At 67.8% G+C, this 23,334-nt stretch carries 23 protein-coding genes; 12 read left to right on the forward strand and 11 right to left on the reverse strand.

Annotation, left to right across the window (positions count from 1 at the left end):
- Positions 1 to 89 precede the first annotated feature (89 nt).
- Positions 90 to 512 (forward strand): redox-sensitive transcriptional activator SoxR, encoded by a 423-nt coding sequence (gene soxR / locus PKE80_RS00880; protein ID WP_370424440.1) that lies wholly within the window; start codon positions 90 to 92, stop codon positions 510 to 512.
- Here the strand turns inward: soxR and PKE80_RS00885 are convergent.
- From PKE80_RS00885 to PKE80_RS00910, 6 genes are all read right to left on the reverse strand, one after another.
- A complete protein-coding gene (locus tag PKE80_RS00885; RefSeq protein WP_069709299.1) occupies positions 509 to 790 on the reverse strand; it encodes a BrnA antitoxin family protein in 282 nt (93 codons plus the stop codon). The two genes, soxR and PKE80_RS00885, sit on opposite strands and share 4 nt — an antisense overlap.
- A complete protein-coding gene (locus PKE80_RS00890; RefSeq protein ID WP_197524395.1) occupies positions 753 to 1,025 on the reverse strand; it encodes a BrnT family toxin in 273 nt (90 codons plus the stop codon). Before PKE80_RS00890 ends, PKE80_RS00885 begins: the two co-directional genes overlap by 38 nt.
- A 96-nt stretch (positions 1,026 to 1,121) precedes the next feature.
- Complete coding sequence (gene smc, locus PKE80_RS00895) at positions 1,122 to 4,562, reverse strand: chromosome segregation protein SMC (RefSeq protein ID WP_271180881.1); 3,441 nt, start codon at positions 4,560 to 4,562, stop codon at positions 1,122 to 1,124.
- A gap of 27 nt (positions 4,563 to 4,589) precedes the next feature.
- Positions 4,590 to 5,351, reverse strand: a complete 762-nt coding sequence (locus tag PKE80_RS00900) for a DsbA family protein (RefSeq protein WP_271180882.1) — start codon at positions 5,349 to 5,351, stop codon at positions 4,590 to 4,592.
- Between the two features lie 189 nt (positions 5,352 to 5,540).
- Positions 5,541 to 6,278: a thioredoxin domain-containing protein gene (locus PKE80_RS00905; protein WP_271180883.1), complete on the reverse strand. Its 738-nt coding sequence runs from the start codon at positions 6,276 to 6,278 to the stop codon at positions 5,541 to 5,543.
- Positions 6,278 to 6,871 carry a DUF721 domain-containing protein gene (locus tag PKE80_RS00910; protein WP_069708886.1) on the reverse strand — a complete coding sequence of 198 codons (594 nt, stop codon included), beginning with the start codon at positions 6,869 to 6,871 and terminating at the stop codon, positions 6,278 to 6,280. Before PKE80_RS00910 ends, PKE80_RS00905 begins: the two co-directional genes overlap by 1 nt.
- A gap of 29 nt (positions 6,872 to 6,900) precedes the next feature.
- On the opposite strand from PKE80_RS00910, the gene PKE80_RS00915 reads away from it, so the two are divergent.
- The 4 genes from PKE80_RS00915 to PKE80_RS00930 are packed head-to-tail and all read left to right on the forward strand — an operon-like array spanning position 6,901 to position 10,643.
- Positions 6,901 to 7,953: an A/G-specific adenine glycosylase gene (locus tag PKE80_RS00915; protein WP_271180884.1), complete on the forward strand. Its 1,053-nt coding sequence runs from the start codon at positions 6,901 to 6,903 to the stop codon at positions 7,951 to 7,953.
- Positions 7,950 to 9,248, forward strand: coding sequence for a serine hydrolase domain-containing protein (locus PKE80_RS00920; protein WP_271180885.1), 1,299 nt, complete (start codon positions 7,950 to 7,952; stop codon positions 9,246 to 9,248). The genes PKE80_RS00915 and PKE80_RS00920 overlap by 4 nt, the downstream gene beginning before the upstream one ends.
- 1 nt (position 9,249) lies before the next feature.
- Positions 9,250 to 10,140, forward strand: a complete 891-nt coding sequence (gene nudC / locus PKE80_RS00925; protein WP_370424436.1) for an NAD(+) diphosphatase — start codon at positions 9,250 to 9,252, stop codon at positions 10,138 to 10,140.
- On the forward strand, positions 10,137 to 10,643 hold the full coding sequence (locus tag PKE80_RS00930; RefSeq protein ID WP_271180886.1) for an STM3941 family protein: 507 nt from the start codon (positions 10,137 to 10,139) through the stop codon (positions 10,641 to 10,643). The genes nudC and PKE80_RS00930 overlap by 4 nt, the downstream gene beginning before the upstream one ends.
- On the opposite strand, the gene PKE80_RS00935 is transcribed toward PKE80_RS00930, so the two are convergent.
- The gene (locus tag PKE80_RS00935; protein WP_069708889.1) at positions 10,640 to 11,035 is read right to left on the reverse strand and encodes a DUF1489 family protein; all 396 of its coding nucleotides are present in this window, start codon (positions 11,033 to 11,035) and stop codon (positions 10,640 to 10,642) included. The genes PKE80_RS00930 and PKE80_RS00935 overlap by 4 nt on opposite strands.
- 139 nt (positions 11,036 to 11,174) lie before the next feature.
- A complete protein-coding gene (gene mgtE / locus PKE80_RS00940; protein WP_271180975.1) occupies positions 11,175 to 12,578 on the reverse strand; it encodes a magnesium transporter in 1,404 nt (467 codons plus the stop codon).
- A 305-nt stretch (positions 12,579 to 12,883) separates the two neighbouring features.
- On the opposite strand from mgtE, the gene PKE80_RS00945 reads away from it, so the two are divergent.
- The 3 genes from PKE80_RS00945 to PKE80_RS00955 all read left to right on the forward strand — a co-directional run bounded on the left by PKE80_RS00945 (position 12,884) and on the right by PKE80_RS00955 (position 15,124).
- Positions 12,884 to 13,354 carry a peptidylprolyl isomerase gene (locus PKE80_RS00945; protein ID WP_008831009.1) on the forward strand — a complete coding sequence of 157 codons (471 nt, stop codon included), beginning with the start codon at positions 12,884 to 12,886 and terminating at the stop codon, positions 13,352 to 13,354.
- A 116-nt stretch (positions 13,355 to 13,470) separates the two neighbouring features.
- The gene (locus PKE80_RS00950; RefSeq protein ID WP_271180887.1) at positions 13,471 to 14,529 is read left to right on the forward strand and encodes a L,D-transpeptidase family protein; all 1,059 of its coding nucleotides are present in this window, start codon (positions 13,471 to 13,473) and stop codon (positions 14,527 to 14,529) included.
- Positions 14,530 to 14,644: 115 nt separating this feature from the next.
- Positions 14,645 to 15,124 (forward strand): hypothetical protein, encoded by a 480-nt coding sequence (locus tag PKE80_RS00955; protein ID WP_008831011.1) that lies wholly within the window; start codon positions 14,645 to 14,647, stop codon positions 15,122 to 15,124.
- Between the two features lie 130 nt (positions 15,125 to 15,254).
- Here the strand turns inward: PKE80_RS00955 and PKE80_RS00960 are convergent, their stop codons facing one another.
- The 3 genes from PKE80_RS00960 to PKE80_RS00970 are packed head-to-tail and all read right to left on the reverse strand — an operon-like array spanning position 15,255 to position 17,134.
- Positions 15,255 to 15,458 (reverse strand): hypothetical protein, encoded by a 204-nt coding sequence (locus tag PKE80_RS00960; RefSeq protein ID WP_008831012.1) that lies wholly within the window; start codon positions 15,456 to 15,458, stop codon positions 15,255 to 15,257.
- A complete protein-coding gene (locus tag PKE80_RS00965; RefSeq protein ID WP_271180888.1) occupies positions 15,458 to 15,634 on the reverse strand; it encodes a DUF4169 family protein in 177 nt (58 codons plus the stop codon). The genes PKE80_RS00960 and PKE80_RS00965 overlap by 1 nt, the downstream gene beginning before the upstream one ends.
- 12 nt (positions 15,635 to 15,646) lie before the next feature.
- The gene (locus PKE80_RS00970) at positions 15,647 to 17,134 is read right to left on the reverse strand and encodes a helicase HerA domain-containing protein (RefSeq protein WP_008831014.1); all 1,488 of its coding nucleotides are present in this window, start codon (positions 17,132 to 17,134) and stop codon (positions 15,647 to 15,649) included.
- A 363-nt stretch (positions 17,135 to 17,497) separates the two neighbouring features.
- Between PKE80_RS00970 and adh the strand changes: the two genes are divergently transcribed.
- From adh to PKE80_RS00990, 4 genes are all read left to right on the forward strand, one after another.
- The gene (gene adh, locus PKE80_RS00975; RefSeq protein ID WP_271180889.1) at positions 17,498 to 19,018 is read left to right on the forward strand and encodes an aldehyde dehydrogenase; all 1,521 of its coding nucleotides are present in this window, start codon (positions 17,498 to 17,500) and stop codon (positions 19,016 to 19,018) included.
- A gap of 271 nt (positions 19,019 to 19,289) precedes the next feature.
- A complete protein-coding gene (locus tag PKE80_RS00980; RefSeq protein ID WP_271180890.1) occupies positions 19,290 to 19,718 on the forward strand; it encodes a DUF779 domain-containing protein in 429 nt (142 codons plus the stop codon).
- A 62-nt stretch (positions 19,719 to 19,780) separates the two neighbouring features.
- On the forward strand, positions 19,781 to 20,956 hold the full coding sequence (locus tag PKE80_RS00985) for an FIST N-terminal domain-containing protein (RefSeq protein WP_008832867.1): 1,176 nt from the start codon (positions 19,781 to 19,783) through the stop codon (positions 20,954 to 20,956).
- 123 nt (positions 20,957 to 21,079) lie between these two features.
- Positions 21,080 to 23,284: a hybrid sensor histidine kinase/response regulator gene (locus PKE80_RS00990; RefSeq protein WP_271180891.1), complete on the forward strand. Its 2,205-nt coding sequence runs from the start codon at positions 21,080 to 21,082 to the stop codon at positions 23,282 to 23,284.
- Positions 23,285 to 23,334 lie beyond the last annotated feature (50 nt).

Below are 23,334 nucleotides of genomic sequence, written 5' to 3' on the forward strand. Positions count from 1 at the left end.
GAATCGGCCGGCTTGGCAAAAGTGCAACCTCAACCTAACTTGAGATCAAGCGCTTTCGAAAGGATATCGATCTGGTCGCGGACCGCTTCATCACCATCGGCGAACTGGCGCGGCGCACCGGCGTCGCGGTATCGGCACTGCGTTTCTACGAGGAGAAGGGGCTGCTGCAGGCACTGCGCACCCCGGGCAACCAGCGGCGATTCCTGCGCTCCGACATTCGCCGCGTCAGCTTCATCCTGATCGCGCAGAAGCTGGGCCTCGCGCTGGCCGAGATCGAGCGCGAACTGGCCGACCTGCCGCAAGGCCGCACGCCGACATTGGCCGACTGGGAGCGCATCAGCCGCTCGATGCGTACCTCGATCGACGAGAAGATCGCGCTGCTCGAACTGACCCGGCGCAAGCTGGACGAATGCATCGGCTGCGGCTGCCTCAGCCTGACGAAATGCCGCCTCTACAACGCCGATGACGTCGCGGGGGCGCAAGGGCCGGGGCCGCGCTTCGTGCTGGGCTAGATCCCGAGCGCCTTGCGCAGTTCGGCGTTGATGCGCGACTGCCAGCCCTTGCCGGTGGCGCGGAACGCCTCGACCACATCGGGATCGAGGCGTAGCGTGACCTGCTTCTTGGGATTGGCGGCGAGTGGGCGGCCGATCGACTTGAGCGAGCCCGAGGCCGGGCGGATCAGCTGGTCGCCCTTGTAGATGGCGGCCATGCGGAACATTTCCTCGGTCCATTCGACGTCGTCGTCGTCCGGGTCAATCCAGGGTTCGGAAGCGGGCTTGATGTTCTCCATGATGCGCATGCCTTATCGTGATGATCCGACGGTTGCCGTCGCGCGGTGTCCAGACCAGCGATACGCGGCGACCATGGAGAAACCCGAAGACGCGATAGCGGGTCTCTCCGTAGTCCTTGCGATCGTCCAGAACCTGAACATGCGTATCTGCAAAGACCCTATGCGCATCGGCAATGTCGATTCCGCGTTCAGCCAGAATCTTCCGGCGCTTCGCCTCGTCATATTCAATCCGCAACGGCCCCGTCTCCAGCGTCTGCGGACGGTGATCGTTGGAGTCGGCTACGATGGGCCAGTTAAATTAAAGTAACTACAAAAACCCTGCCGGTCAACCTCACACCGCCGCCGCCAGCAGTTCCTCCGCGCCGCCGAGGTCCACACTGACGAGACGCGAGATGCCCTTTTCCACCATCGTCACGCCGAACAGGCGGTGCATGCGGCTCATCGTCACCGCATTGTGGGTGACGACGAGGTAGCGGGTGTCGGTTTCCTTCGTCATCGCTTCGAGCAGGTCGCAGAAGCGTTCGATATTGGCGTCGTCGAGCGGGGCGTCGACTTCGTCCAGCACGCAGATCGGCGCGGGGTTGGTCAGGAACAGGCCGAAGATCAGCGCCACCGCCGTCAGCGCCTGTTCGCCGCCCGAGAGCAGGGTCAGCGACTGCAGCCGCTTGCCCGGGGGCTGGGCGTAGATTTCGAGGCCAGCCTCCAGCGGATCGTCCGAATCGACGAGCGCGAGGTGCGCCTGCCCGCCCTGGAACAGCTGCTGGAACAGGCGGCGGAAATGGCCGTCCACCGCCTCGAAGGCGGCGCGCAGGCGTTCGCGGCCCTCGCGGTTGAGGTTGCCGATCGAGCCGCGCAACCGGTTCACCGCCTCGGTCAGTTCGGCCTTCTCGCTGACCGAGAGGCCGAGCTGCGCCTCGGCTTCGGCGAGTTCGTCGGCGGCGACGAGGTTGACCGGGCCGATGCGCTCGCGCTCGGCGGTCAGGCGGTCCATGCCGCTGCCTTCGGCCTCGGCGCCGCCGACTTCGGCAGGGGCGAAGGCGAAGCGTTCGGGGAGGACCGGCGGCGGGCACTGGAAGCGCTCGCCCGAGAGGCGGTTCATTTCGGTGCGGCGCTGGTCCTCGTGCTCGGCGCGGGCAGAGGCTCCGGCGCGGCTTTCGCGCGCGGCGGCGAGGGTTTCCTGCGCGGCGGAGAGCGCGGTGTCCGCTCGTTTCGCGGCTTCGGTGGCGGCGTTTACCGCAGCTTCGGCCTTGGCGAGTTCATCGCCGAGGCGCACGCGGATCGCCTCGCCCTGTTCGATCTGGGCCATCAGCGAGGGGGGCTTGGCGGCCATGATCGCGCGTTCGGTCTCGATCTCCTCCAACCGTCCGGCCATCTGCGCGAGGCGGTTCGCGGCATCGCCCGAGCGGGCCTGCCAGCCGCGAATGTCGGCGCGCTGGGTGGTGGTGCGCTCGCGCGCGACGGCGAGGGCCTGATCGTGGCCCGCGAGCGTCGCCATCGCGTGCTGCAGGGCCGAGCGGGCCTCGCCGTTGCGGGCTTGTGCGGCCTGCAGTTCGGCGCGGCCGGTGGCGGGATCGGGTAGCGCGGTGCGCTTCGCCTCTGCGGCGGCGACTTCGGCAGCCACCCCGCTGCGCTGGTCGGCGGTTTCTGCGAGGGTCGCGTCGAGTTCGGCACGGCGGGCCTGCTGGCGAGCGCGGGCATCCTCGGCCTGATCGACGGCGCGCAAGGCGCTGCGCTCGGCCTCGGCCGCCGAGGCGATGGCGCGTTCGGCGGCGATCACGCGGGAGGAGAGGTCGGCCAATTCCTGCTGCACGGCGGCCTGCTTCGCCTCGGCGGTGGTGACCGCTTCTCGCAAGGGGGGCAGCTTGGCATCGAGCTGCGCGAAGCGGTTCTCCGCTTCCAGCCTTGCGGCTTCGGCGGCACCTTCGCCGCGTGCGACGAAGCCGTCCCAGCGGCGCAGCACGCCCGCGCGCGTGACGAGCCACTCGCCGGGCTTCAGTGTCCGCGCATCGTCCGCCTCGACCACATGGACCAGCGCGAGGCGGGCCGCGAGTTCGGGCGGGCACTGCGCGACATGCGCGGCGAGGCTGTCGGAGACCGGGGCGGGGGTCTCGGCACCGGTCCAGAAGCGGCCGTCGGTGTTCGGCACGGCGCCCAGCGGGGCCTTGGCGTCGCGGCCGAGGACGGCGGCGACGGCGCGTTCGTAGCCGGGCGCGGCGCGTACCGCGTCGATGGCAACGGGCAGGCCATGCGCGGCTTTCGCCCCCTTCGCGCGCGCCTCGCGATCGCGGACGAGGGCGGCGTGCTCGCGTTCGATGCCGGTGAGGTCGGCGCGCGCGCCTGCCAGCGCCGAGGCGGCGGCGTCGCGGTCGGCCTGTAGCGCGGTCTTGCGCGCCTGCATGTCCTGCAGCCCCTCGCGGGAGCGGGCGAGGGCGGCGCTGGCCTCCTCTGCCTTGGCGCGGGCGGCGGCGATGGCGGTTTCGAGGTCGCCGAGGTCGGGCAGGGCGGCGACTTGCGCCTCGATCCGGGCGACGTCCTGCGCCACGCGGGTCTGCCGCGCTTTCGCCTGCGTTAGCTCGGCTTCGGCGATGCGCCATTCGGCCTCGACGCCTGCCTGCTTGGCGGTCGCCTGTGCGAGATCGAGTTCGGCGGCGCGGCTGGCCTGCTCGGCGCCGTCCACCATGTTGGCGAAGCGCGGGCGCTGTGCCTCATCGGCGGCGAGCTGCTTTTCGCCCTCGGACAACTCGCGCTCCAGCCGGGCGAGGGCCTCGGCGGCGTCGCGGGTGAGGCGGTCGGCGTCGTGGCGGTCTTCTTCCAGCCGGGTGCGCTGGCGGTCGAGGTCGGCGAGGCGCTGCTCGGCGGCTTCGAGCTGGCTGGTCAGCGTCGCCATGCGGTGGCCTTGCGCATTGGCATCGTCGCGGCGGTCGGCGAGTTCGTCGCGGGCCTCCGCCAGCGCCCCGGCGGCGGCGGCCTGCTGGCTTTGCGCTTCCACCGCGAGCGCCTGCGCCACGGCGACGCGCTCCTCGGACGCCTGCGCTTCCTTGCGAGCAGCATCGGCAGCGGCGGCGGCCTCGCGCCAGCGGGCGAAGACGACGCGGGCTTCGGCGAGGCGGATCTGGTCGGTCAGGGCCTTGTAGCGCTCGGCCGCTTTCGCCTGCCGCCGGAGCGTGCCGACCTGCTTGTCGAGGCCCGCCATGATGTCGTCGAGGCGGGCGAGGTTGGCTTCGGTGGCGCGCAAGCGCTGTTCTGCGTCCTTGCGGCGGACATGGAGGCCGGCGATGCCTGCGGCCTCCTCCAGCATGGCGCGGCGCTCGGCGGGCTTGGCGGCGATGACGGCGGCGATGCGGCCTTGCGATACCAGCGCCGGGCTGTGCGCGCCGGTGGCGGCATCGGCGAAGATCAGCGCCACGTCCTTGGCGCGCACGTCCCGCCCGTTGATGCGGTAGGCGCTGCCCGCGCCGCGCTCGATGCGGCGGACGACTTCGAGTTCCTCGCGCACGCCGTCGGCGCCCGGCGCGGTTTCCGCCTTGAGCACGACTTCGGCGAAGGCGCGGGGCGGGCGCTTGTCCGTGCCCGCGAAGATCACGTCCTCCATCCCGCCGCCGCGCATCGACTTGGGCGAGCTTTCGCCCATGACCCAGCGGATCGCTTCGAGCAGGTTGGACTTGCCGCAGCCGTTGGGGCCGACCACGCCGGTCAGCCCCGGGTCGATGCGCAGTTCCGCCGGCTCGACGAAGCTCTTGAAGCCGCTGAGCTTTAGCCGGTGGATGCGCATCGAGGTCGGGTCAGGCGATCACGCCGGTCAGCGCGCGCCTGCTTCCTTGAGCTTGGGCTCCAGCTTGTCCCACTCCATCGAACCGACGTTGTTGCCATTGATGATGAAGGTGGGGGTGCCGGTGACGTTGAACTGCTCGCTCGCCTTCTGCGTCTGGTCGGCGAGCGCCTTAGCCTTGGTGGTGTCGGCAAGGCAGGCGGCGGCCTGATCGCGGGCGATCCCACGCGAGGCGAAGAAGTCGGTCATGCCGGCGACCTCGGAGATGGCGGCGAGCTGCTTTTCCTTGGGCAGCGCGTCGATCGCGGCGAGCTTGGCCTTGTCGGCGCCCTGCATGTTCTCGAACATCTTGGGCTGCCAGGCCCAGAACTGCTCGCTGAGCGGGATCACCGCCTCGGTCGAGCCGCATTCGGCCAGCAGTGAGGCCGGAATGTCGAGCGCATTGAGCATGAAATAGCGCAGTTCGTAGCTGACGCGGCCGCTGGCGACGTAGTCGTCGCGCAGCGGCTCGAAGCTCTGCTGCGCGAACAGGGCGCAGTGCGAGCAGCTGAGCGCGCCGTATTCGACCAGCTTGATCGGGGCGTTCGGGTTGCCCATGCGGTAGCCGCCCTCGGCGGTCTTCTCGATCGTGTCGGCCCAGGACTTGCCTGCGGGCGCGGCGATCTTGGCGATCGGGGCGCCCGAGGTGGCACCGGCGGTGGGCTCGTCCTTCTTGCCGCAGGCGGCGAGGCCGAGGGCAAGCGGGGCGACCACGAGGCCGAGGGCAATGGTGCGGAAACGGGTGCGAGTCATCGGGAGGCGAATCCTTCGTGTGGATTTATCACAGGGCTAGCCCATGGAGGGGGGAAAACGAAGCGTGGACGGGGGTATTCCACAAGTGCGGCGTTGTGTTGGGACGCCCACCCCGCTGCGACTAGGCAGCAAGCTGCCAAGTCTCGCTCCCCTCCCGCATGCGGGAGGGGCCGGGGGTGGGCTCGTGGATCAGATGTTGCCCGCGCGCTGCTGGGCCTGCTTGTCGGTGATCGCCTTGGACACCGTCGCCCAGTCGTGCCCGTCGAGAAGGTCGCCGTTGAGCGTGAAGCTGGGCGTGCCCTGCAGGCCGAGCGCCTGCACTTCGCCCTGCTGGCCCTTGAGCTTGTCGAGCATCGCGGTGTTGGCGAAGCACTGGTCGGTCTGCGCGCGGCTGAGGCCCCACGAAGCGGTCTGGTCGTAGAAGCCGAGGTCGCTCGCCATGGCGCGCATGCGGGCGGGGAAATCGCCCTGATACCAGCGCTGCTGCTGTTCGCGGTTGGTCGCCTCGGCCTTGGCGAGCCACTTGTCCTGCGACGCGAAGAAGGCGTTGTGGCGCACGAAGAAGCGCTTGGGATCGCCGCAGTTGGTCAGCATGGCCACGGTTAGGTCGATCGGATTGCGCAGGAAGTTGGTCACCGTGACCGAGATCTGGCCCTTGGGCACCATGGTCAGGCGCAGCACCGGGTCAGCTTCCTTGTGGAAGTGGGCACAGTGCGGGCAGGTGTAGCTGACGTATTCGACCAGCTTGAGCGGCGCGTCCGGATTGCCGAGCCGGTGGCTGCCGTCGGCGGTGACGGCGGTGGCACCGGCCCAGTTTGTCGAGGCGGCGGGCAGCCCTTTCTTGGGCGCGGTGCCTTTGGGCGCGGCGGCCATGCTGAGAACGGCGCAGGCGGCAAGCGCCACGGCGCGAAAGACGGTCTTGGTCATCACTTGTCTTCCTGACTGTCAGGCTTGTTTGCACTTTGGCTTTCGGCGGCGCCCATGCTGCGCGCCAGCGATTCGAGCACCGCGCGAAGCTCCGGGTCGCCGATGTCGCGCAGCGATTCCCCAAGCTCGAACGGCACCGGTTTCAGCGAAGGCGGCGCGGATGGGCGCGGCTGCGTGGCAACAGGCGGCTTAACCTCGCCTTGCCGGATTTTCACCTTGGCGACCGCCTGGTAGCCGAAGAAGCGGTTCACCCGGTCCATGATCTCGGGGATCACATGCTGGATCATCGGCGAATGAGCGGGCACGACGACCAGTTGGAGGATGCCGTCGCTCTTCTCTCCGGGCGGGAAACGGATCGATTCCGGCGAGCAGACGCGGGCGTGGCGGGCGCCGACGATCTCGGGCCAGCGCGACACCACGCTCGACTGCACGAAGCCGAAGCGCCGGAAGGCGGTGCGGCCGACTTCGGGCATCAGGTCCGAGATCTGCCGCGCCTGTCCGCCGCGCATACGCTCGAACTGCTTGAGGCCCGTCTTGCCCTTGGCGGGACGTGGCTTCGATTCACCGGGGGATTTGCCGCTATTCCGTTCCATTGCCCGCGATCCAATGCCATAGCGGCGGCATGGACGCCAGTTCGGATACTGCAATCGCGGCGATGCTGCTCGACTGGTACGATGCGCACGCGCGCACCCTGCCGTGGCGCGCCGCACCGGGCACGCCCGCGCCCGATCCGTACCGGGTCTGGCTGTCGGAAGTGATGCTCCAGCAGACGACGGTTGCGGCGGTGAAGGACTACTTTGCCGCATTCACTACGCGCTGGCCGACCGTGCAGGCGCTTGCGGCGGCTGCGGACGAGGAGGTCATGGCGGCATGGGCGGGCCTCGGCTACTATGCCCGCGCCCGAAACCTGCTGGCCTGCGCGCGTGAAGTGGCGCGGCTCGGGCGGTTTCCGGATAGCGAGGAGGGCTTGCGCGCACTGCCGGGGCTGGGGGCTTATACTGCTGCCGCAGTCGCCGCTATCGCCTTCGGGCGCCGCGCGGTGGTCGTCGATGCCAATGTCGAGCGGGTCGTCTCGCGCCTCTTCGCGATCGAGGAACCGCTGCCCGGTTCACGGCCCGCTATCCGCGCAAAGGCCGACACCATCACGCCGCAGCGCCGCGCGGGCGACTTTGCGCAGGCGATGATGGATCTTGGCGCCACCGTCTGTACCTCGCGCAGTCCGCGCTGCCTGCTCTGCCCGATTTCGGGGCCTTGCGAGGCACGGCGCATGGGCGATCCCGCAAGGCTGCCGGTAAAGGCGGCAAAGAAGGCCAAGGCCGTGCGTCAGGGCCGCGCCTTCTGGATCGAGCGGGACGAAGCGGAAGTCTGGCTGGTCCGCCGTCCCGGCAGCGGAATGCTCGGCGGGATGCGGGCGCTGCCCGACGATGGCTGGGCGGCGCGTATCGACGGTTCCGGCGAGGGGCCGCTTACCGGGCCGTGGGAGAGCGCGGGCAAGGTCGGCCACGTCTTCACGCACTTTGCGCTGGAACTGAATCTGGCGGTTTACCTCGGTGACGGGTTCGAGGGGCTGGAAGATGGAGAATGGTGGCCGCTTGATCGGCTCGACGAGGCGGGGCTGCCCACGCTCTTCGCCAAGGCCGCGCGGCTCGCTCTTGCTGAGAAGGAAGACGCATGATCGATCGGCTCGAAGCCGCGCTGGACCGTCGAATGCTGCTGGGCATGGGGGCGGCTGCGGGGCTCGGGGCGATGCTGCCGCGGCTGGCGCGCGCGGCGCAGCAGCCCGAGCTTATCCCGCAGGTCCGCGCGGTCGTCGAGCGCTGGGTGGGACCGGGCAAGTTCCCCGGCATGGTCGCCTCGCTGGGCCTGCCGGGGCGCGAGCCGGAATATGTCGCGCGTGGCTCGGAAGGCTTCAACGACGCCGATCCGGTGACCGCTGACAGCCTGTTCCGCATCTATTCGATGACAAAGCCGATCACCGGGATGGCGGCGATGGAGCTGGTGGCGCAGGGCAGGATCGGCCTCGATCAGCCGGTGGCGGACGTGCTGCCTGAATATGCGCACATGATGGTGCAGGACGAATACGACGGCTCGATCACCACGCTGCACGCCGCGCCTCGGCCGATCACGATGCGGCATCTGGTCACGCATAGCTCCGGGATCGGTTACACGATCATCCAGCAGGGGCTGATCAAGACGCTGATGGAGGACAAGGGCCTCGTCGCCGGGCAGATCAGCCGGATGAAGCTGCCCGGTCTGTTCCGGGGAGAGCCGGTCAAAGGACTGGACCTGTTCGCGCGAGGGCTGGCGCAAGTGCCGCTGGTCGCCGATCCCGGCACGCGCTGGAGCTATTCGATGGGCCTCGACCTGATGGGCCGGGTGATCGAGGTGGTCTCGGGCAGGCCGTTCGACGCCTACCTTCAGGACACGATCTTCGGCCCCGCCGGCATGACCAGCACGGGTTTCCGGGTCTCGGCCGCCGACGCCCATCGCCTCACCACCAATTACGCGGCCGTCGGCGGCGTGCTGGCGCCGATCGACGAAGGGGAGACCTCGATCTACCTCGACAAGCCGGCCTTCCCCTTCGGCGGAGCGGGTCTCGTCAGCACTCCGCGCGACTACGACCGGTTCCTGCGGATGCTGGCGCAGATGGGCATGATCGACGGGGTGCGCGTGCTGTCCGAGAGTGCGGTGCGGATGGGCACCTCCAACCTGCTCCCGCCCGGCGTCCTCGTGCCCGAGATGTTCGGCGGTCCAAGCGGCTTCGGCGCTGGAGGGCGCGTCGGGCACGGGGCGGAAAGCGGGCTCTACGGCTGGTCGGGCGCGGCGGGGACGGTGGGCATGGTGGACATGGTCCGGGGCCTGCGCTCACAGATTTTCGTGCAGTTCATGCCGCCCAACGCCTTCGACCTCTTGCCCGAATTCCAGAAGGCCCTGAAGGCCGACGTGCTGGCGATCCTGGAGAAACACTGACGTGCTGTTGACTACTCCCGCTGCCCCCATCGCATTCGGCGGATCGCCGATCGACCGCGCCGACCACGTGCGTGGCGACCCGGAGGCCATCGCTGCACTGATGGGGCCGAGCGCGCGGCTGCTGAAGCTGGACGGCCTCGACCCGGTGATGACGGCGGAGGGCGGCCTCGTCTGGGGCAGCCTCGCCGATGCGGAAGGCGATGCGGAACTGGTGTTCCTCGGCCTCGAAGGCGGGCGCGGGTGTTTCGCGCAAGTGCTGCCGGGCATTCCCGCCGCCGGGGCGCCGAGCTGGAACGCGATGAATACGCTGGAGCCGGGTGAACTCGCGGCTTACGGCGGGGCGCGGGCGCTGGTCGGCTGGCATTCGCGGCACCGCTTCTGCGCAGTCTGCGGCGCGGCCACGGTGCTGGCCAAGGGCGGCTGGCAGCGCTCCTGCACCGGTTGCGGCGCCGAGCATTTCCCGCGCGTCGATCCGGTCACGATCATGACCGTCGAGCATGACGGCAAGCTGCTGCTCGGCCGCCAGCCGCGTTTTCCGGCGCACCGCTACTCGGCGCTGGCGGGCTTCGTGGAGCCGGGCGAGACGATTGAGGAAGCCGTCGCGCGCGAAGTCTTCGAGGAAGCGGGCGTGCGCGTGCGTGACGTCGAGTATGTCGCGAGCCAGCCTTGGCCGTTCCCCTCGTCGCTGATGATCGGTTGCCACGCCTTCGCCGACGACCCGGCCATCGTCATCGACGAGACCGAACTGGAAGACGTGCGCTGGTTCACCCGCGAGGAATGCGTCGATGCGCTCGAAGCGGTAGCCGTGGGCGAGATGGGCCGCGCTTTCGGGGCGCCACCGAAGCACGCGGTGGCGCATGTGCTGCTCAAGTGGTGGGTGGAGCGCGGATGACCGGGGCTTTCGTTGCACACCCCGCGCCGGGCCGTGTGGTTCTGCTTGTGCTTGGAGCGTTTGCTTTCGTAGCCATTGCGCTTTGGATGGTGGGCGCATTCGGTCCGCCGCCTTCTGTCGGGCGCCATTCGCCTGAGGTGACGCGCATCATCGGCTGGCTCGGGATCGTGTTCTTCGGGCTGGCCGGGCTCAGCGGCATCCGGCGGCTGATCGCAGGTGACGAGGAAATGCGCATCGACGCGCAGGGCATCCGCTGGACCCGCTGGTCCGACCGGACGATCCCGTGGCGCGAAATCGTTGATGTCACGGTCTGGCGGCACAAACGGCAGAAGATGATCATGCTGCACCTGCGCGATCCCTCGCGCTATCGTGGCCGGGGGATCATGGGTGTTCTAGCGCGCGGAAACCGGGCGCTGACGGGCGGTGACGTGGCTTTGGTGATGACGGCGATGGACCGCAGTTTCGACGAGGCGATGGCCGCGATCGCTCGGTTCAGAACCTAGACCAGCCCCAGCTTCGCCAGTTCGCGTGCCAGCTTGGGCGGCATGGCGTCGCTCGCCGTCTCGCCTTCGGCAAGGTCGCGCGGGGCGGCTTCCTCGGTCAGATAGCGCCAGCCCTGATGCGCGCGCTTGGGCTGGGTGACGACCGGGATCAGGCGCGGTTCGAGGTGGATGTGCCAGCGGCCGTCCTCGCGCTGCGAGAACCGTACGATCGGCGATCGGCCGATCAGCGCATGCTCGAAGATCCAGTAGAGCGAGCCGCCGATCATCTCCTCGTGCCGCTTGGGGAGATAGCGGGTGGTCATCAGTGCCTCATCCGGGTGGCTTTCCAGCCATGCGCGCAATGAGGCGGGGCTTTCGGCGGAGAAGGCGATCTTGGTCATGTTGAGCGGCATGGGTGGGAGATAGGGCTTTCCCGGAGGTCAAGAAAGACCCAGGCTGTTCTTCTCCATCGTCATTGCGAGCGCAGCGAAGCAATCCAGGGCAGTTCAGCGCCGTACTGGATTGCTTCGCTGCGCTCGCAATGACGATGGGTCAGGCCAGCCCCACCACCACCGCGAGGCCGAGGAACGAGAAGAAGCCCATCGTGTCGGTCGCGGTCGTCACGAACACCGCCGAGGACACCGCCGGATCGACGTTGAACTTGTCCAGCGCCACCGGCACGAGGATACCCATCAAACCGGCGACCAGGTTGTTGATGACCATGGCCGAGGCAATCACGGCGCCCAGCAGCGGGTTGGAGAAGATCAGCCACGTCCCCACGCCGATCAGCAGGCCCAGCGCGAAGCCGTTGGCCAGCGCGATGCGGATTTCGCGCAGGATCATCCTGACGGTGTTGGAATCGGTCAACTGGTTGGTGGCGATGGCGCGTACGGCCACGGCGAGGGTTTGCGTGCCCGCATTGCCGCCCATGCCCGAGACGATCGGCATCAGCACTGCCAGCAGCGCGAACTTCGCGATCGCCCCCTGGAACAGCCCGACGACCGAGGCCGCCAGCATCGCCGTGGCCAGGTTCACCACCAGCCATGTCAGACGTGCGCGCACGGTCAGCAGAATCGGCTCGTTGATGTCGCCGTCGCCTGCACCGGACAGCAGCAGGGCATCCTCGCCCGCTTCTTCCTGAATGATGTGGACGATGTCGTCGACGGTGATCTGGCCGATCAGGCGGCCCGCAGGGTCCACCACCGCCGCCGAGATCAGCGCGTACTTCTGGAAGCGCAGCGCGACTTCTTCCTGATCCATGTCGGCCGGGATCAGCGTCTGGTCGCGGGCCATGACGTCGTAGAGCGGGATGTTGCGCGGCGTGCGCAGGATCCACGAAAGCGAGCAGGTGCCGATCGGGCGGTGCATCGGATCGACGATGAACACTTCCCAGAACTCGGTCGGCAATTCGCGATGTTCGCGCAGGAAATCGATGAGATCGCCCACCGTCATCGATTCGTGGACCGCGACGAGTTCGCGGCTCATCAGACGGCCGGCGGATTCTTCGGGGTAGGACAGCGCCGACTCGATCGCGGCGCGGTCTTCCGGCTCCATCTCGGCAAGGACGGCCTGCTGGTCGGCCTCGTCGAGATCCTCCAGCATCGCGACGGCGTCGTCGGTGTCGAGCTGTTCGGCGATCTCGGCGACGACGTCGGCCGGAAGCGCTTCCATCAGCGCCTCGCGGACCCAGTCGTTCAACTCGGCAATGACTTCCGAGCCCATCAGGTCGCGGATCGCGCCGGCCAGCGTCAGGCGCTCGCGTTCGTCGAACAGCTCGAACAAGTCGGCGATGTCGGCGGGGTGGAGCCCTTCGACGAGGTCGTAGACGCGATCGGTGTCTTCATCGTCGAGCGCGTCTTTGACGCTGCGCACGAATTCGGGCTTGAGGCGGTTGTCCTCGTCCAGCGATTCGGATTCGGGCGCGTCCTGACGCACGGTGTCTTCCGTGTGGTCCATCGGGTCGTGCTTGAGGTCCGCGTCGCTCATGCGGGCCGGTCTACGCAGCTATCTCGCAATTGCAACAGGGCTTTGCCATGGTCACTCGGGACTGCGCGGGCTTCGACAAGTTCAGCCGTGACCCTTCGACAAGCTCAGGGTGAGCGGAGGTGGTGTAAACCTCCCAAACCCGCTCAGGCTGAGCCTGTCGAAGCCCCTTCGGCATGGTGCCGGTTCACGCCCCCTCGTGACATTGCCGCGCCATCGCCTATATCGGGCGCCAAAGTTTACCGGCGCGATCGCGCCCGGCCTCATGGAGACAGGCAATGGCTGACGAATTCCTCACACTCTCGCTCGATACCGGCAACGGCGAAGGCGGCGACGTCAAGATCAAGCTGCGCCCCGACCTGGCCCCCGGCCACGTCGAGCGGATCAAGGAACTGGCCGGCGAAGGCTTCTACGACGGCGTGAAGTTCCACCGCGTGATCCCGGGCTTCATGGCGCAGGGCGGCTGCCCCAACGGCACCGGCATGGGCGGTTCGTCCAAGCCCGACCTGAAGGCCGAATTCAACGCCGAGCCGCACGTGCGCGGCGTGTGCTCGATGGCCCGCACCAGCGCGCCGCACTCGGCCAACAGCCAGTTCTTCATCGTGTTCGACAACGCGACCTTCCTCGACAAGCAGTACACCGTCTGGGGCCAGGTCGTCGAAGGCATGGAGCACGTCGACGCGCTCCCCAAGGGTGAGCCGCCGCGCGAGCCGGGCAAGATCGTCAAGGCGACCGTCAGCGAAGGCTGATCGGTCCCGAAACGGAACATGTAAGGGCGGTCCCGCGGGGCCGCCCTTTTCGTTTGCGGAGCTTTCCCGGTTTCGGGGCGTTTTCAAAGCAACAGAACCATAACTTTGGGTGATGCTTGAAACGTCTCGTTCCCCTCAGCCTTTCGTGTTTCGTGCTGCTGGCCTCCTGCGGGCCGCAGACGGAACAGGCGAAGGCTCCCGCGAAGAGTTCCGACACTCTGGCTTTCGCCGATGCCCCCGGCGGCGGCGAGACCGAGGCGGCCGACAGCCTGCTGATGCGGGCGCAAGTGGCGCTCGACCGTGCCGGGTTCTCGCCCGGCGTGATCGACGGGAAGGACGGGCAGTCCTACAAGCTGGCGCTCGGCGGCTTCCAGGAAGCGCGCGGGCTTCCCCGTAGCGGACAGCTCGATCCGGCAACCCAGCAGGCGCTGTTCCCCGGACAGGGTATGGCGGCGACGCGGCTGGTGGTGATCCCCGATGCCTTCGCGCGCGGGCCCTTCACGCGCAACCTGCCGACCAGAACCTCCCAGCAGGCCGGCTTCGACCATCTCGGCTACCGCTCGCTGACCGAGGCACTGGCCGAGCGGTTCCATACCACCCCCGATACGCTGGTGGCGCTCAACGGCCACGGCACGAAAGTCGGTTCGGGCACCACGGTGCGCGTTCCCGCGATCGCCAACGTGCCCGTCGCGAAGATCGAGGGTGACGAGCGCGGCTGGTCCGACACGCTGCAGCGCCTCGGCGTCGCGGGCGATCAGCCGACAGCCGAGAAGATCGTCGTCGACAAGTCCGAGGGCACGCTGCAGGCCTTTGACAAGCAAGGTAAACTCATCGCGCAATTCCCCGTCACCACGGGCAGCGGCCATGATCCGCTCCCGCTCGGCAAGTGGGAGATCAAGGGCACCTCGCGCAATCCGGATTACCAGTACGATCCGGACCTGTTCTGGGACGCCAACAAGAACGATACCGCAAAGCGCCTCGCCCCCGGCCCCAATGGCCCGGTCGGCGTGGTATGGATCGATTTGTCCAAGGACCACTACGGCATCCACGGCACGCCCGAGCCCGCGAAGATCGGCCGCACCGAAAGCCATGGCTGCGTGCGCCTGACCAACTGGGACGCGGCGCGCCTTGCACAGATGGTCCATTCGGGAACCGAAGTTCTGTTCCAGGCGTGAAAACGGACGGGTCGAGTCCTTAACGGGGCAGGGCGAATCCGGGCCTCTTGTCCGCAAGATGCGTGGAATCTAGCCGATTGGCATCGTTTCCAAGGATACAGGGAGTCCCCCGCCCATGAAGATCCGCCTGATCGCCCTCGCGGGCATCTGCGCTTTTGCCGCAAGTTCCGCCAATGCGGCGACCGTCACCGCCGAGGCCAATGTCGCCCGCTCCGAAGGCAGCTGGGGCGGCGAACTCGCCGTCGGCGTGCCGGTTATCCAGGACGGTGGTTTCGCGATCACCCCGGCCGTCGGCGCGTTCTTCCACAAGCGCGACCATGACGGGTACTACGAGGACAACTCGCAGTGCTTCCGCCGCTCCAACGACGAGCAGGTCGGCGACGGTCATTGCGATAATTCGGGCACCAAGATCTTCGGCAAGGTGGAGGCGACTTACACGCTACCGATGTCGTTCACTCTTGGTCTCGGCGCGCGTTTCATCGGTAACGACCTGCGCGCCTACGGCACCGCCGCGATGCCATTGGCGCCGTTCCTCTCGGGCAAGGTGAACGTCGGCGATCACTATGTCGCGGCGGGTGTGCAGGCGAAGTTCTGATATCGAGGGGGCTTCGACAGGCTCAGCCTGAGCGGAATTGAGAGGTTTGCACTACTCCTGCCATTGGGAGGCCTACTCCAACCCCGCTCACCCTGAGCTTGTCGAAGGGTCGAAGTCCCCGCAGCCGAATTCAGCTTTCCAGCAGGTCCACGTAAGCCACCACATCGTTGTCGGTGGCGAGAAACAAGCCATCCTGCACGTCCTCGCTCTGTAGCGAGGCTATGCGCATGGCCTCGGACAGCGGGCCGTAGAACAGCGTGTTCGCCGCGCCGCCCTCGGCCCCGCCGTCGAGATGGTAGAGGCGCACGCTGGCGTCGTCATACGTGGTGCGCATCAGTCTTCCCGTTTGGCCCCGTCGAGGGTGCGATCGATCCGTGCGATCTCAGCCTGCGAGGCGGATTTCTCGGCCTTGGTGCGACCATGCTGGGCGCGGTTTGCCGCCGCCTTGGCCTTGTCGGCGGCGCGGGTTTTGGCCTTGCGGGCCATGCGCAGGTTGATGATCTCGGCCATGATGGCCCGACCTTACGCCTCGACCGGCGCGGTTGTCACGCCGAGATCCGGCAGGCCGACCGAGCGCTTGCCCGAGAAATCGGTGCGCACCACGATCAGGCCGTCCTTCTCCAGATAGTCGAGCAGACGCTGCACGCGGCGGGGCGAACTGGTGCCGTAGATCCGCGCGAGGTCCATGTCGTCCGGGCACGGCTTGCCGTCGATCGCGGCGCGGGCGATCACATAGAACGTCGCCAGCGCATCGTCGGGCACGTGCTTCGACAAGTTGATGAGGTCTTCCCAGCGCGCGTCGTCGGGGTTCTCGATCCCTGCGAGCGCGGCGGCGAAGCCCCGGCGGAACATCGTCGCGTCGAGGCCGCGCACCGAGATGCCCTTCATCCGGCAGCGGATGGTGAAGTCCTGGAACAGCGTGGTCGCGGACTGGAACGTGCAGTCCGGCTCCTCGGCCATCACGTTCATGATCTCGATCATCGCCGCGCGGGTTTCCTCGGCGCCGGGCTCGTTGCGCTCCCTTTCACGCTCGCGTTCGCGGGCCTGCGCGGTGGTGGGTTCGAGCAGTTCGGTCGCGGCGATGCGGCGGGCCAGCGTCTCGGCATCGTCCACACGCGGAGCGGGGCGGTGGAACTCGGGACGGTCCGGCTCGACGTGGAGATTGTCGTGCAGCAGTTCGCGCAGTTCCTCGGTGGTCGCCGTGGGCAGCGGGGCGAGGCCCGGCGTCACCGACTTCGCGCCGGTCTGCACCGTGCCGACGCTGACCGACACCGGCCGCCGCGCGATCGCAGGGCCAAGGCCCAGGAACTGCCCGCGCGCGAGGTCGCGGATCGTCTCGGCCTGCCGCCGCTCCATGCCGAGCAGGTCGGCGGCGCGGATCATGTCGATGTCGAGGAAAGTGCGGCCCATCAGGAAGTTGCTGGCCTCGGCCGCGACGTTCTTGGCGAGCTTGGCAAGGCGCTGGGTGGCGATCACGCCCGCCAGACCGCGCTTGCGGCCGCGGCACATGAGGTTGGTCATCGCCGCGAGGCTGACGCGGCGGGCCTCTTCCGAGACTTCACCGGCGGCGGCGGGGGCGAACATCTGCGCCTCGTCCACCACCACGAGCGCGGGATACCACTGCTCGCGCGGGGCATCGAACAGGGCATTGAGGAACTGCGCGGCACACTTCATCTGCTGGTCGATCTCCAGCTCGTCGAGCGCGAGGACCACCGAGGCGCGGTGCTGGCGGATGCGCGCGCCGAGGCGGGCGATCTCGGCCTCGCCATAGGCGGAGCCGTCGATGACGACGTGGCCGAACTGCTCGGCAAGGCTGACGAAGTCGCCCTCAGGGTCGATCACCACCTGCTGGACGATCCCGGCGCTCTCCTCAAGGATGCGGCGGAGCAGGTGCGACTTGCCGGACCCGGAATTGCCCTGCACCAGCAGGCGGGTCGCCAAGAGTTCCTTGATGTCGATCTCTACCGGCTCTCCGCGCTGGGCGGTGCCGATGACGATGTTCGCGCTCACGTCCGGGCTAGTGCCAAAGCGGGGGGCGGGGTGCAAGCGGGGCGGGGCGGTTATCCGGAAAGTTGCTTGCTGTACCTGCGCGCGCTTACGCCGCCACCCCCGCGTCGTTACTCCAACGTCGTCCCCCCCCACTTCGTCATTGCGAGCGCAGCGAAGCAATCCAGAGCAGTCTCAAGCCGCCCTGGATTGCTTCGCTGCGCTCGCAATGACGAAGTGGGGGGGGGGACGAGGCGCGACAAAGGGTGACCGCCCGATTCGCAGCACATCTCGCCCGCCATCGTCCCAAGGTACAATTGGCCCGGCCGCCCCATCGGCCCACATTGCCTGTCGAAACCCCATGGGGGTCAGGTTCGGAGATTTGGGATGCTGGAACAGGCGATTGGCAAATTCGCGGGCGAGTCGCTCATCCGCGAGAAGTTCGACAACTTCATCGGCGGCAAGTGGGTGGCCCCGGTCAAGGGGCAGTACTTCGACAATATCTCGCCGGTGACCGGGCAGGTCGTGTGCCAGGTGGCGCGCGGCACGGCCGAGGACATCGAACTGGCGCTCGACGCCGCGCACGCCGCCAAGGCCGCCTGGGGCAAGGCCTCGCCCACCGAGCGCGCGAACACCTTGCTCAAGGTCGCCGACCGCCTCGAAGTCAACCTCGACAAGCTGGCGCTGGCCGAGACGATCGACAACGGCAAGCCCATCCGCGAGACGACCGCCGCCGACATCCCGCTGGCGATCGACCACTTCCGCTACTTCGCATCCTGCCTGCGGGCGCAGGAAGGCTCGATCGCCGAGATCGACCACGACACCATCGCCTATCACTTCCACGAACCGCTGGGCGTCGTCGGCCAGATCATCCCGTGGAACTTCCCGATCCTGATGGCCGCGTGGAAGCTGGCCCCGGCGCTGGCAGCGGGCAACTGCGTGGTGCTCAAGCCCGCCGAGCAGACCCCGATGTCGATCCTGGTGCTGGCCGAGGTAATCGCGGACCTGCTGCCGCCGGGCGTCCTCAACATCGTCAACGGCTTCGGCATCGAGGCGGGCAAGCCGCTGGCGCAGAACAAGCGCATCGCCAAGATCGCCTTCACCGGCGAGACGACGACCGGCCGCCTCATCATGCAGTATGCGTCGGAAAACCTGATCCCCTGCACGCTGGAACTGGGCGGCAAGAGCCCGAACATCTTTTTCGCCGACGTGATGGATCACGACGACGACTTTCTCGACAAGGCGCTCGAAGGCTTCACCATGTTCGCGCTGAACCAGGGCGAGGTCTGCACTTGCCCGAGCCGCGCGCTGGTGCATGAATCGATCTACGACCGCTTCATCGAAAAGGCGATCGCGCGGGTCGAGGCGATCAAGTTGGGCAGCCCGCTGGACGCCGCGACAATGATCGGCGCGCAGGCATCGAACGACCAGCTGGAGAAGATCCTCAGCTACATCCAGATCGGCAAGGATGAGGGCGCCAAGGTGCTGACCGGCGGCGAGCGTGCCGCGCATGACGGTGAACTGGCGCAGGGCTACTACGTGCAGCCGACCGTGCTGGAAGGCCACAACAAGATGCGCGTGTTCCAGGAGGAAATCTTCGGTCCGGTGCTTGCCGTGACCAAGTTCTCGACCGACGAGGAGGCGCTGGAGATCGCCAACGACACGCTCTACGGCCTCGGCGCCGGTGTCTGGACGCGCGACGGAACCCGGGCCTACCGCATCGGCCGCGGCATTCAGGCCGGGCGCGTGTGGACCAACTGCTACCACGCCTACCCCGCCCACGCGGCGTTCGGCGGCTACAAGCAGTCGGGCATCGGGCGCGAGAACCACAAGATGATGTTGGACCATTACCAGCAGACCAAGAACCTGCTCGTCAGCTACAGCCCGAAGAAGCTCGGCTTCTTCTGATGGACCCAAGCCGCGTCATTGCGAGGCTTCCGGAGCGTGGTGTCGCTCTGGATTGCCGCGGGCCTTCGGCCCTCGCAATGACGAAGGCGGGAAGCAATATCGCCTCTTCCCTTTCGTCATTGCGAGCGCAGCGAAGCAATCCAGGGCGGTATTATCCATGGCTGCAGGCGCCAAGAGCTCTCAACCCGGCGTCCCGCCACCATAACGGCGCCGGATACCTCGAAACGGCGGATGGCCCCCACGCCATCCGCCGCTTTTCGGCGTCATGAGCATGGCCGATCTCCCCCCGCGCATCCTCGCCACACCGGCGGCGGAAGAATGGATCGAGCGGCTGCGCGCCATCCACGGCCCGCTGATGTTCCACCAGTCTGGCGGCTGCTGCGACGGCTCCGCGCCGATGTGCTTCACCGAGGGCGAGTTCCGTGTCGGCGCGCAGGACGTGCTGCTCGGCTCGCTCATCGGCAATACCCGCGTCTGGATCGGCGCGGCGCAGTTCGAGTACTGGCGCCATACCCAGGTCACCATCGACGTCGTGCCCGGACGCGGTTCGGGCATGAGCCTGGAGGCGCCTGAGGGCGTACGCTTCATCGTGCGCAGCCGCATCTTCACCGATGAGGAGAACGCGGCGCTCGAAGCGGCAGGTGACCCACTACGGGGCGATGATGCGAACGCGCTTGGCGGTGGGGGCGGTTCGGCCTAGACTTTCGCGCTTGGGTCACGGACCGCACCGAAGAGGGCGGCCGGAAGGAGAGGGACATGCGAATGGCAGCACAGATTCACGACGGTGACCGCCCGCTGGTGGCCTGTGCCTCGCACGCGCAGGACCCGGCTGATGCCGTCGCAGAACTGGTCGAGGCCATTGGCGGCGTGGAACTGGCAGGCGCGCTGCTGTTCTGCTCGCACCGCTACCCGCGCGAGGAACTGGCGCGCGTGCTCACCGCCCGGCTGCCGGGGGTGCCGCTGATCGGCTGCACCAGCGCGGGCGAACTCACCAGCCGGGGCTACGATACCGACAGCCTGCTGCTGATCGGCTTTCCCGCCGCCGGCTTTTCGATGGCTTCGCTGCGGTTCGAGGATCTCGACAACTTCGACCCCGTGACCGCGCAGGGCGCTATCCGCCAGCTCGTCGCGGGGGCGCGGCTGGACCACGGCGCGGCGGACGATCTGCATCAGGTGGCGCTGTTCTTCGTGGACGGCCTGTCGCACCGCGAGGAACTGCTGACGATGACCGCGCAGCATGCGCTGGGCGACGTCCAACTGATCGGCGGCTCCAGCGGCGACGGACTCTCGTTCCGCGAGACGGCGGTGCTGCACGAAGGGCGCTTCCACTCCGACGCGGCGGTGATCGCGGTGCTGACCAGCCGCCGCCCGATGCACGTCTTCTGCGCCAACCACTACCGCCCCGGCCCGGCCAAGATGGTCATCACCGAGGCGGACCCGGAAACCCGCACCGTCTACGAGATCAACGCCGCCCCCGCCGCCGAGGAATACTTGCGGCTTTCCGGCTCTCCGGGCGAGGAACTCGACGTCCACTTCTTCGCCGCGCACCCGCCGATGGTGCGCACCGGCGGCCAGTTCCACGTCCGCTCGGTGCAGAGCGCGAACCCCGACGGTTCGCTGACCTTCTATTGCGCGATCGACACCGGCGTCGTCCTGACCATCGGCGAGCCGGTGGACCGGCTGACCTGGATGCGCGAGCTGTTCCAGTCGGTCTCGCGCAAGGTGGGGGAGATCGACCATATCATCGGCTTCGACTGCGTGCTCAACCGGCTGGATGCCGAGGACCGCCAGATTCTGCGCGAAGTTTCCGACATCTATGTCGAGAACAACGTGCTGGGGTTCAGCACGTATGGCGAGCAGTTCCTGGCCGCGCACATGAACCAGACCTTCAGCGGGCTGGCGATCGGGCGGGCGGTGGATGAACCGGCACGGCCATGACGATGCCGTGCCCCCTCCCTCGTCATTGCGAGCGCAGCGAAGCAATCCAGAGCCGTTTAAACCACTCTGGATTGCTTCGCTGCGCTCGCAATGACGAAGTGGGTGTGAGGTCGGGAGACGATCATGGCCCTGACTGACCCCGAAACCCGCGACACCGAAACCGCCCGCCTGCGCGCCCGCATCGCGCAGCTGGAGAAGATCAACGCCGCGCTGATGGACCGCGTGGAACGCTCCACCGACATGCAGGGCGGGGCGTTCTCGATGTTCGAGACGGCGATCTCGCTCGACGCCATGGTGCGCGACCGCACCGGCGCGCTGGAAGTCGCGCTGGAGCGGCTCAACACCGTCAATGCGCAGCTCGCCGCCGCCCATGGCGATGCCACCGCCGCCCGCGTGATGCTGCGCGATGCCATCGAGTCCCTGTCGGACGGCTTCGCGCTGTTCGATGCGGAAGACCGCATGGTCCTGTGCAACCGCGCTTACCTGAAGATCTTTCCCAATTTTGAGGGCGTGCAGGGCGATGCGCCCGAATTCGCCGAACTCGCCAGCCGCCTCGCGCAGACCGGCGCCACCATGGGCTCGCGCATGGCACCCGAGTGCTGGCTCAAGGACCGCATGGCGCAGCATCAGCGGGCGCAGGGCGCGCACGTGCAGGCGCTGGCCGACGGCCGCTGGATCCAGATCAACGAGTTGCGCACAACCGAGGGCGGCACCGTCGGCATCTATACCGACATCACCACCGTCAAGGCCGAGGATGCCCGCCAGCGTGCCCGCGAACTGGCCGAACGCAACCTGGCGCTGCAGGCGACGCTGGACACGCTCTCCGAAGGCGTCTGCCTGTTCGACGCCCAGCGCCAGCTGCAGGCGTGGAACGAGGGGATGCTGACGGTGCTGGCGCTGGCCGAGGACGGTCCCCCCATCGACACGCATGAGGCGCTGTCGGGCTGGTGCACCGGCGAATGCGGGCTGGACCGGGTGGAAGCGCTCGACTGGCGCGAGGGCGGCGGCGCGCGTGTCGTCGCCAACTGCACGATGCGCGGGAGATACTTCACCGTCCGTTCGGTATCGCTCAAGAACGGCGGCATGGTCTTCACGTTCGATGATGTGACCGATCATATCCAGTTCGAACGCTCGCTGACCGAGACCGCCGAGACGCTGGAGCGCCGCGTCACCGAGCGCACCGCCGAGCTGGTCGAGGTGAACCGCCAGCTCGTCGAGGCGAAGAACGAGGCGGAGACGGCGAACCGCTCCAAGACCAGCTTCATTGCCGCCGCCAGCCACGACCTGCTGCAGCCGCTGAATGCGGCGCGGCTGTTCGTTTCGGCGATGGACGGTCAGGCCATGGCCGAACGGCCGCGTTCGCTGGTGCATCAGGCATCCACCGCGCTCGATTCGGTCGAGGATTTGCTCGAAGCGCTGTTCGAGATTTCGCGCCTCGATGCGGGGGCGATCCAGCCCGAGTTCGCGGACCTCTCGCTCGGGGCGATCCTATCGGCCCTGCGCGTGGAGTTCGCGCCGCTGGCGAGCGCGGGCGGGCTGGCGTTCACGGTTCCGCATACCGCGCTGTGGGTGCGCTCCGATGCGCGCCTGCTGCGCCGGGTGCTGCAGAACTTCGTGTCCAACGCGATCCGCTATACCGAGCAGGGCAGCGTGACGGTGGAGGTGGTGGAGCAGGGCGCGGACGTCGTCGTCACCGTGCGCGATACCGGGCCGGGCATCGCCGAGGTCGATCGCGACGAGATTTTCGAGGAGTTCCGCCGCGTCGGCAAGACGCAGAAGATCCCCGGCAAGGGGCTGGGGCTCGCCATCGTGCGCCGCGTCACGACGATGCTGGGGCATGGGATCGAGCTGGACACCGCGCCGGGGGCCGGAGCGGCGTTCTCGATCCGCCTGCCGCGCGTCGATGCGGTCGCCCGCGCGGTGGAGCCTGGCGCCGCAGTGGCCGCGCCGCGGGCCGGTCCGGGCGGGCTGGTGCTGGTGATCGACAACGATCCCGGCATCCTCGCTGGCATGGAGGCGCTGCTGGAGAACTGGGGGCTCGACGTCGTGACCGCGCACGATCCCGCCGACGCAGCGGCGCTCGCGGCACTGGAGCAGGGACCGGCGATGCTGATCGTGGACTATCATCTCGACGATCGGCTGACCGGCGACCGGGCGGTGGCGATGCTGCGCGAGAAGGCGGGGCGGATGATCCCGGCGATGGTCATCACCGCCGATCGCGGGCCGGAGACCAAGGCGCAACTGGCCGAACTGGCGCTGCCGTTGCTGAACAAGCCGGTGAAGCCCGCCCAGTTGCGGGCGCTGCTGCGACAGATGGATGTGCTTTAGAGATTTCACCTCAGCCTGTTCGTCATTGCGAGCGCAGCGAAGCAATCCAG

Origin of the sequence: Novosphingobium resinovorum (genome assembly GCF_027922145.1) — a bacterium.
Taxonomy (GTDB): Bacteria; Pseudomonadota; Alphaproteobacteria; order Sphingomonadales; family Sphingomonadaceae; genus Novosphingobium; species Novosphingobium resinovorum.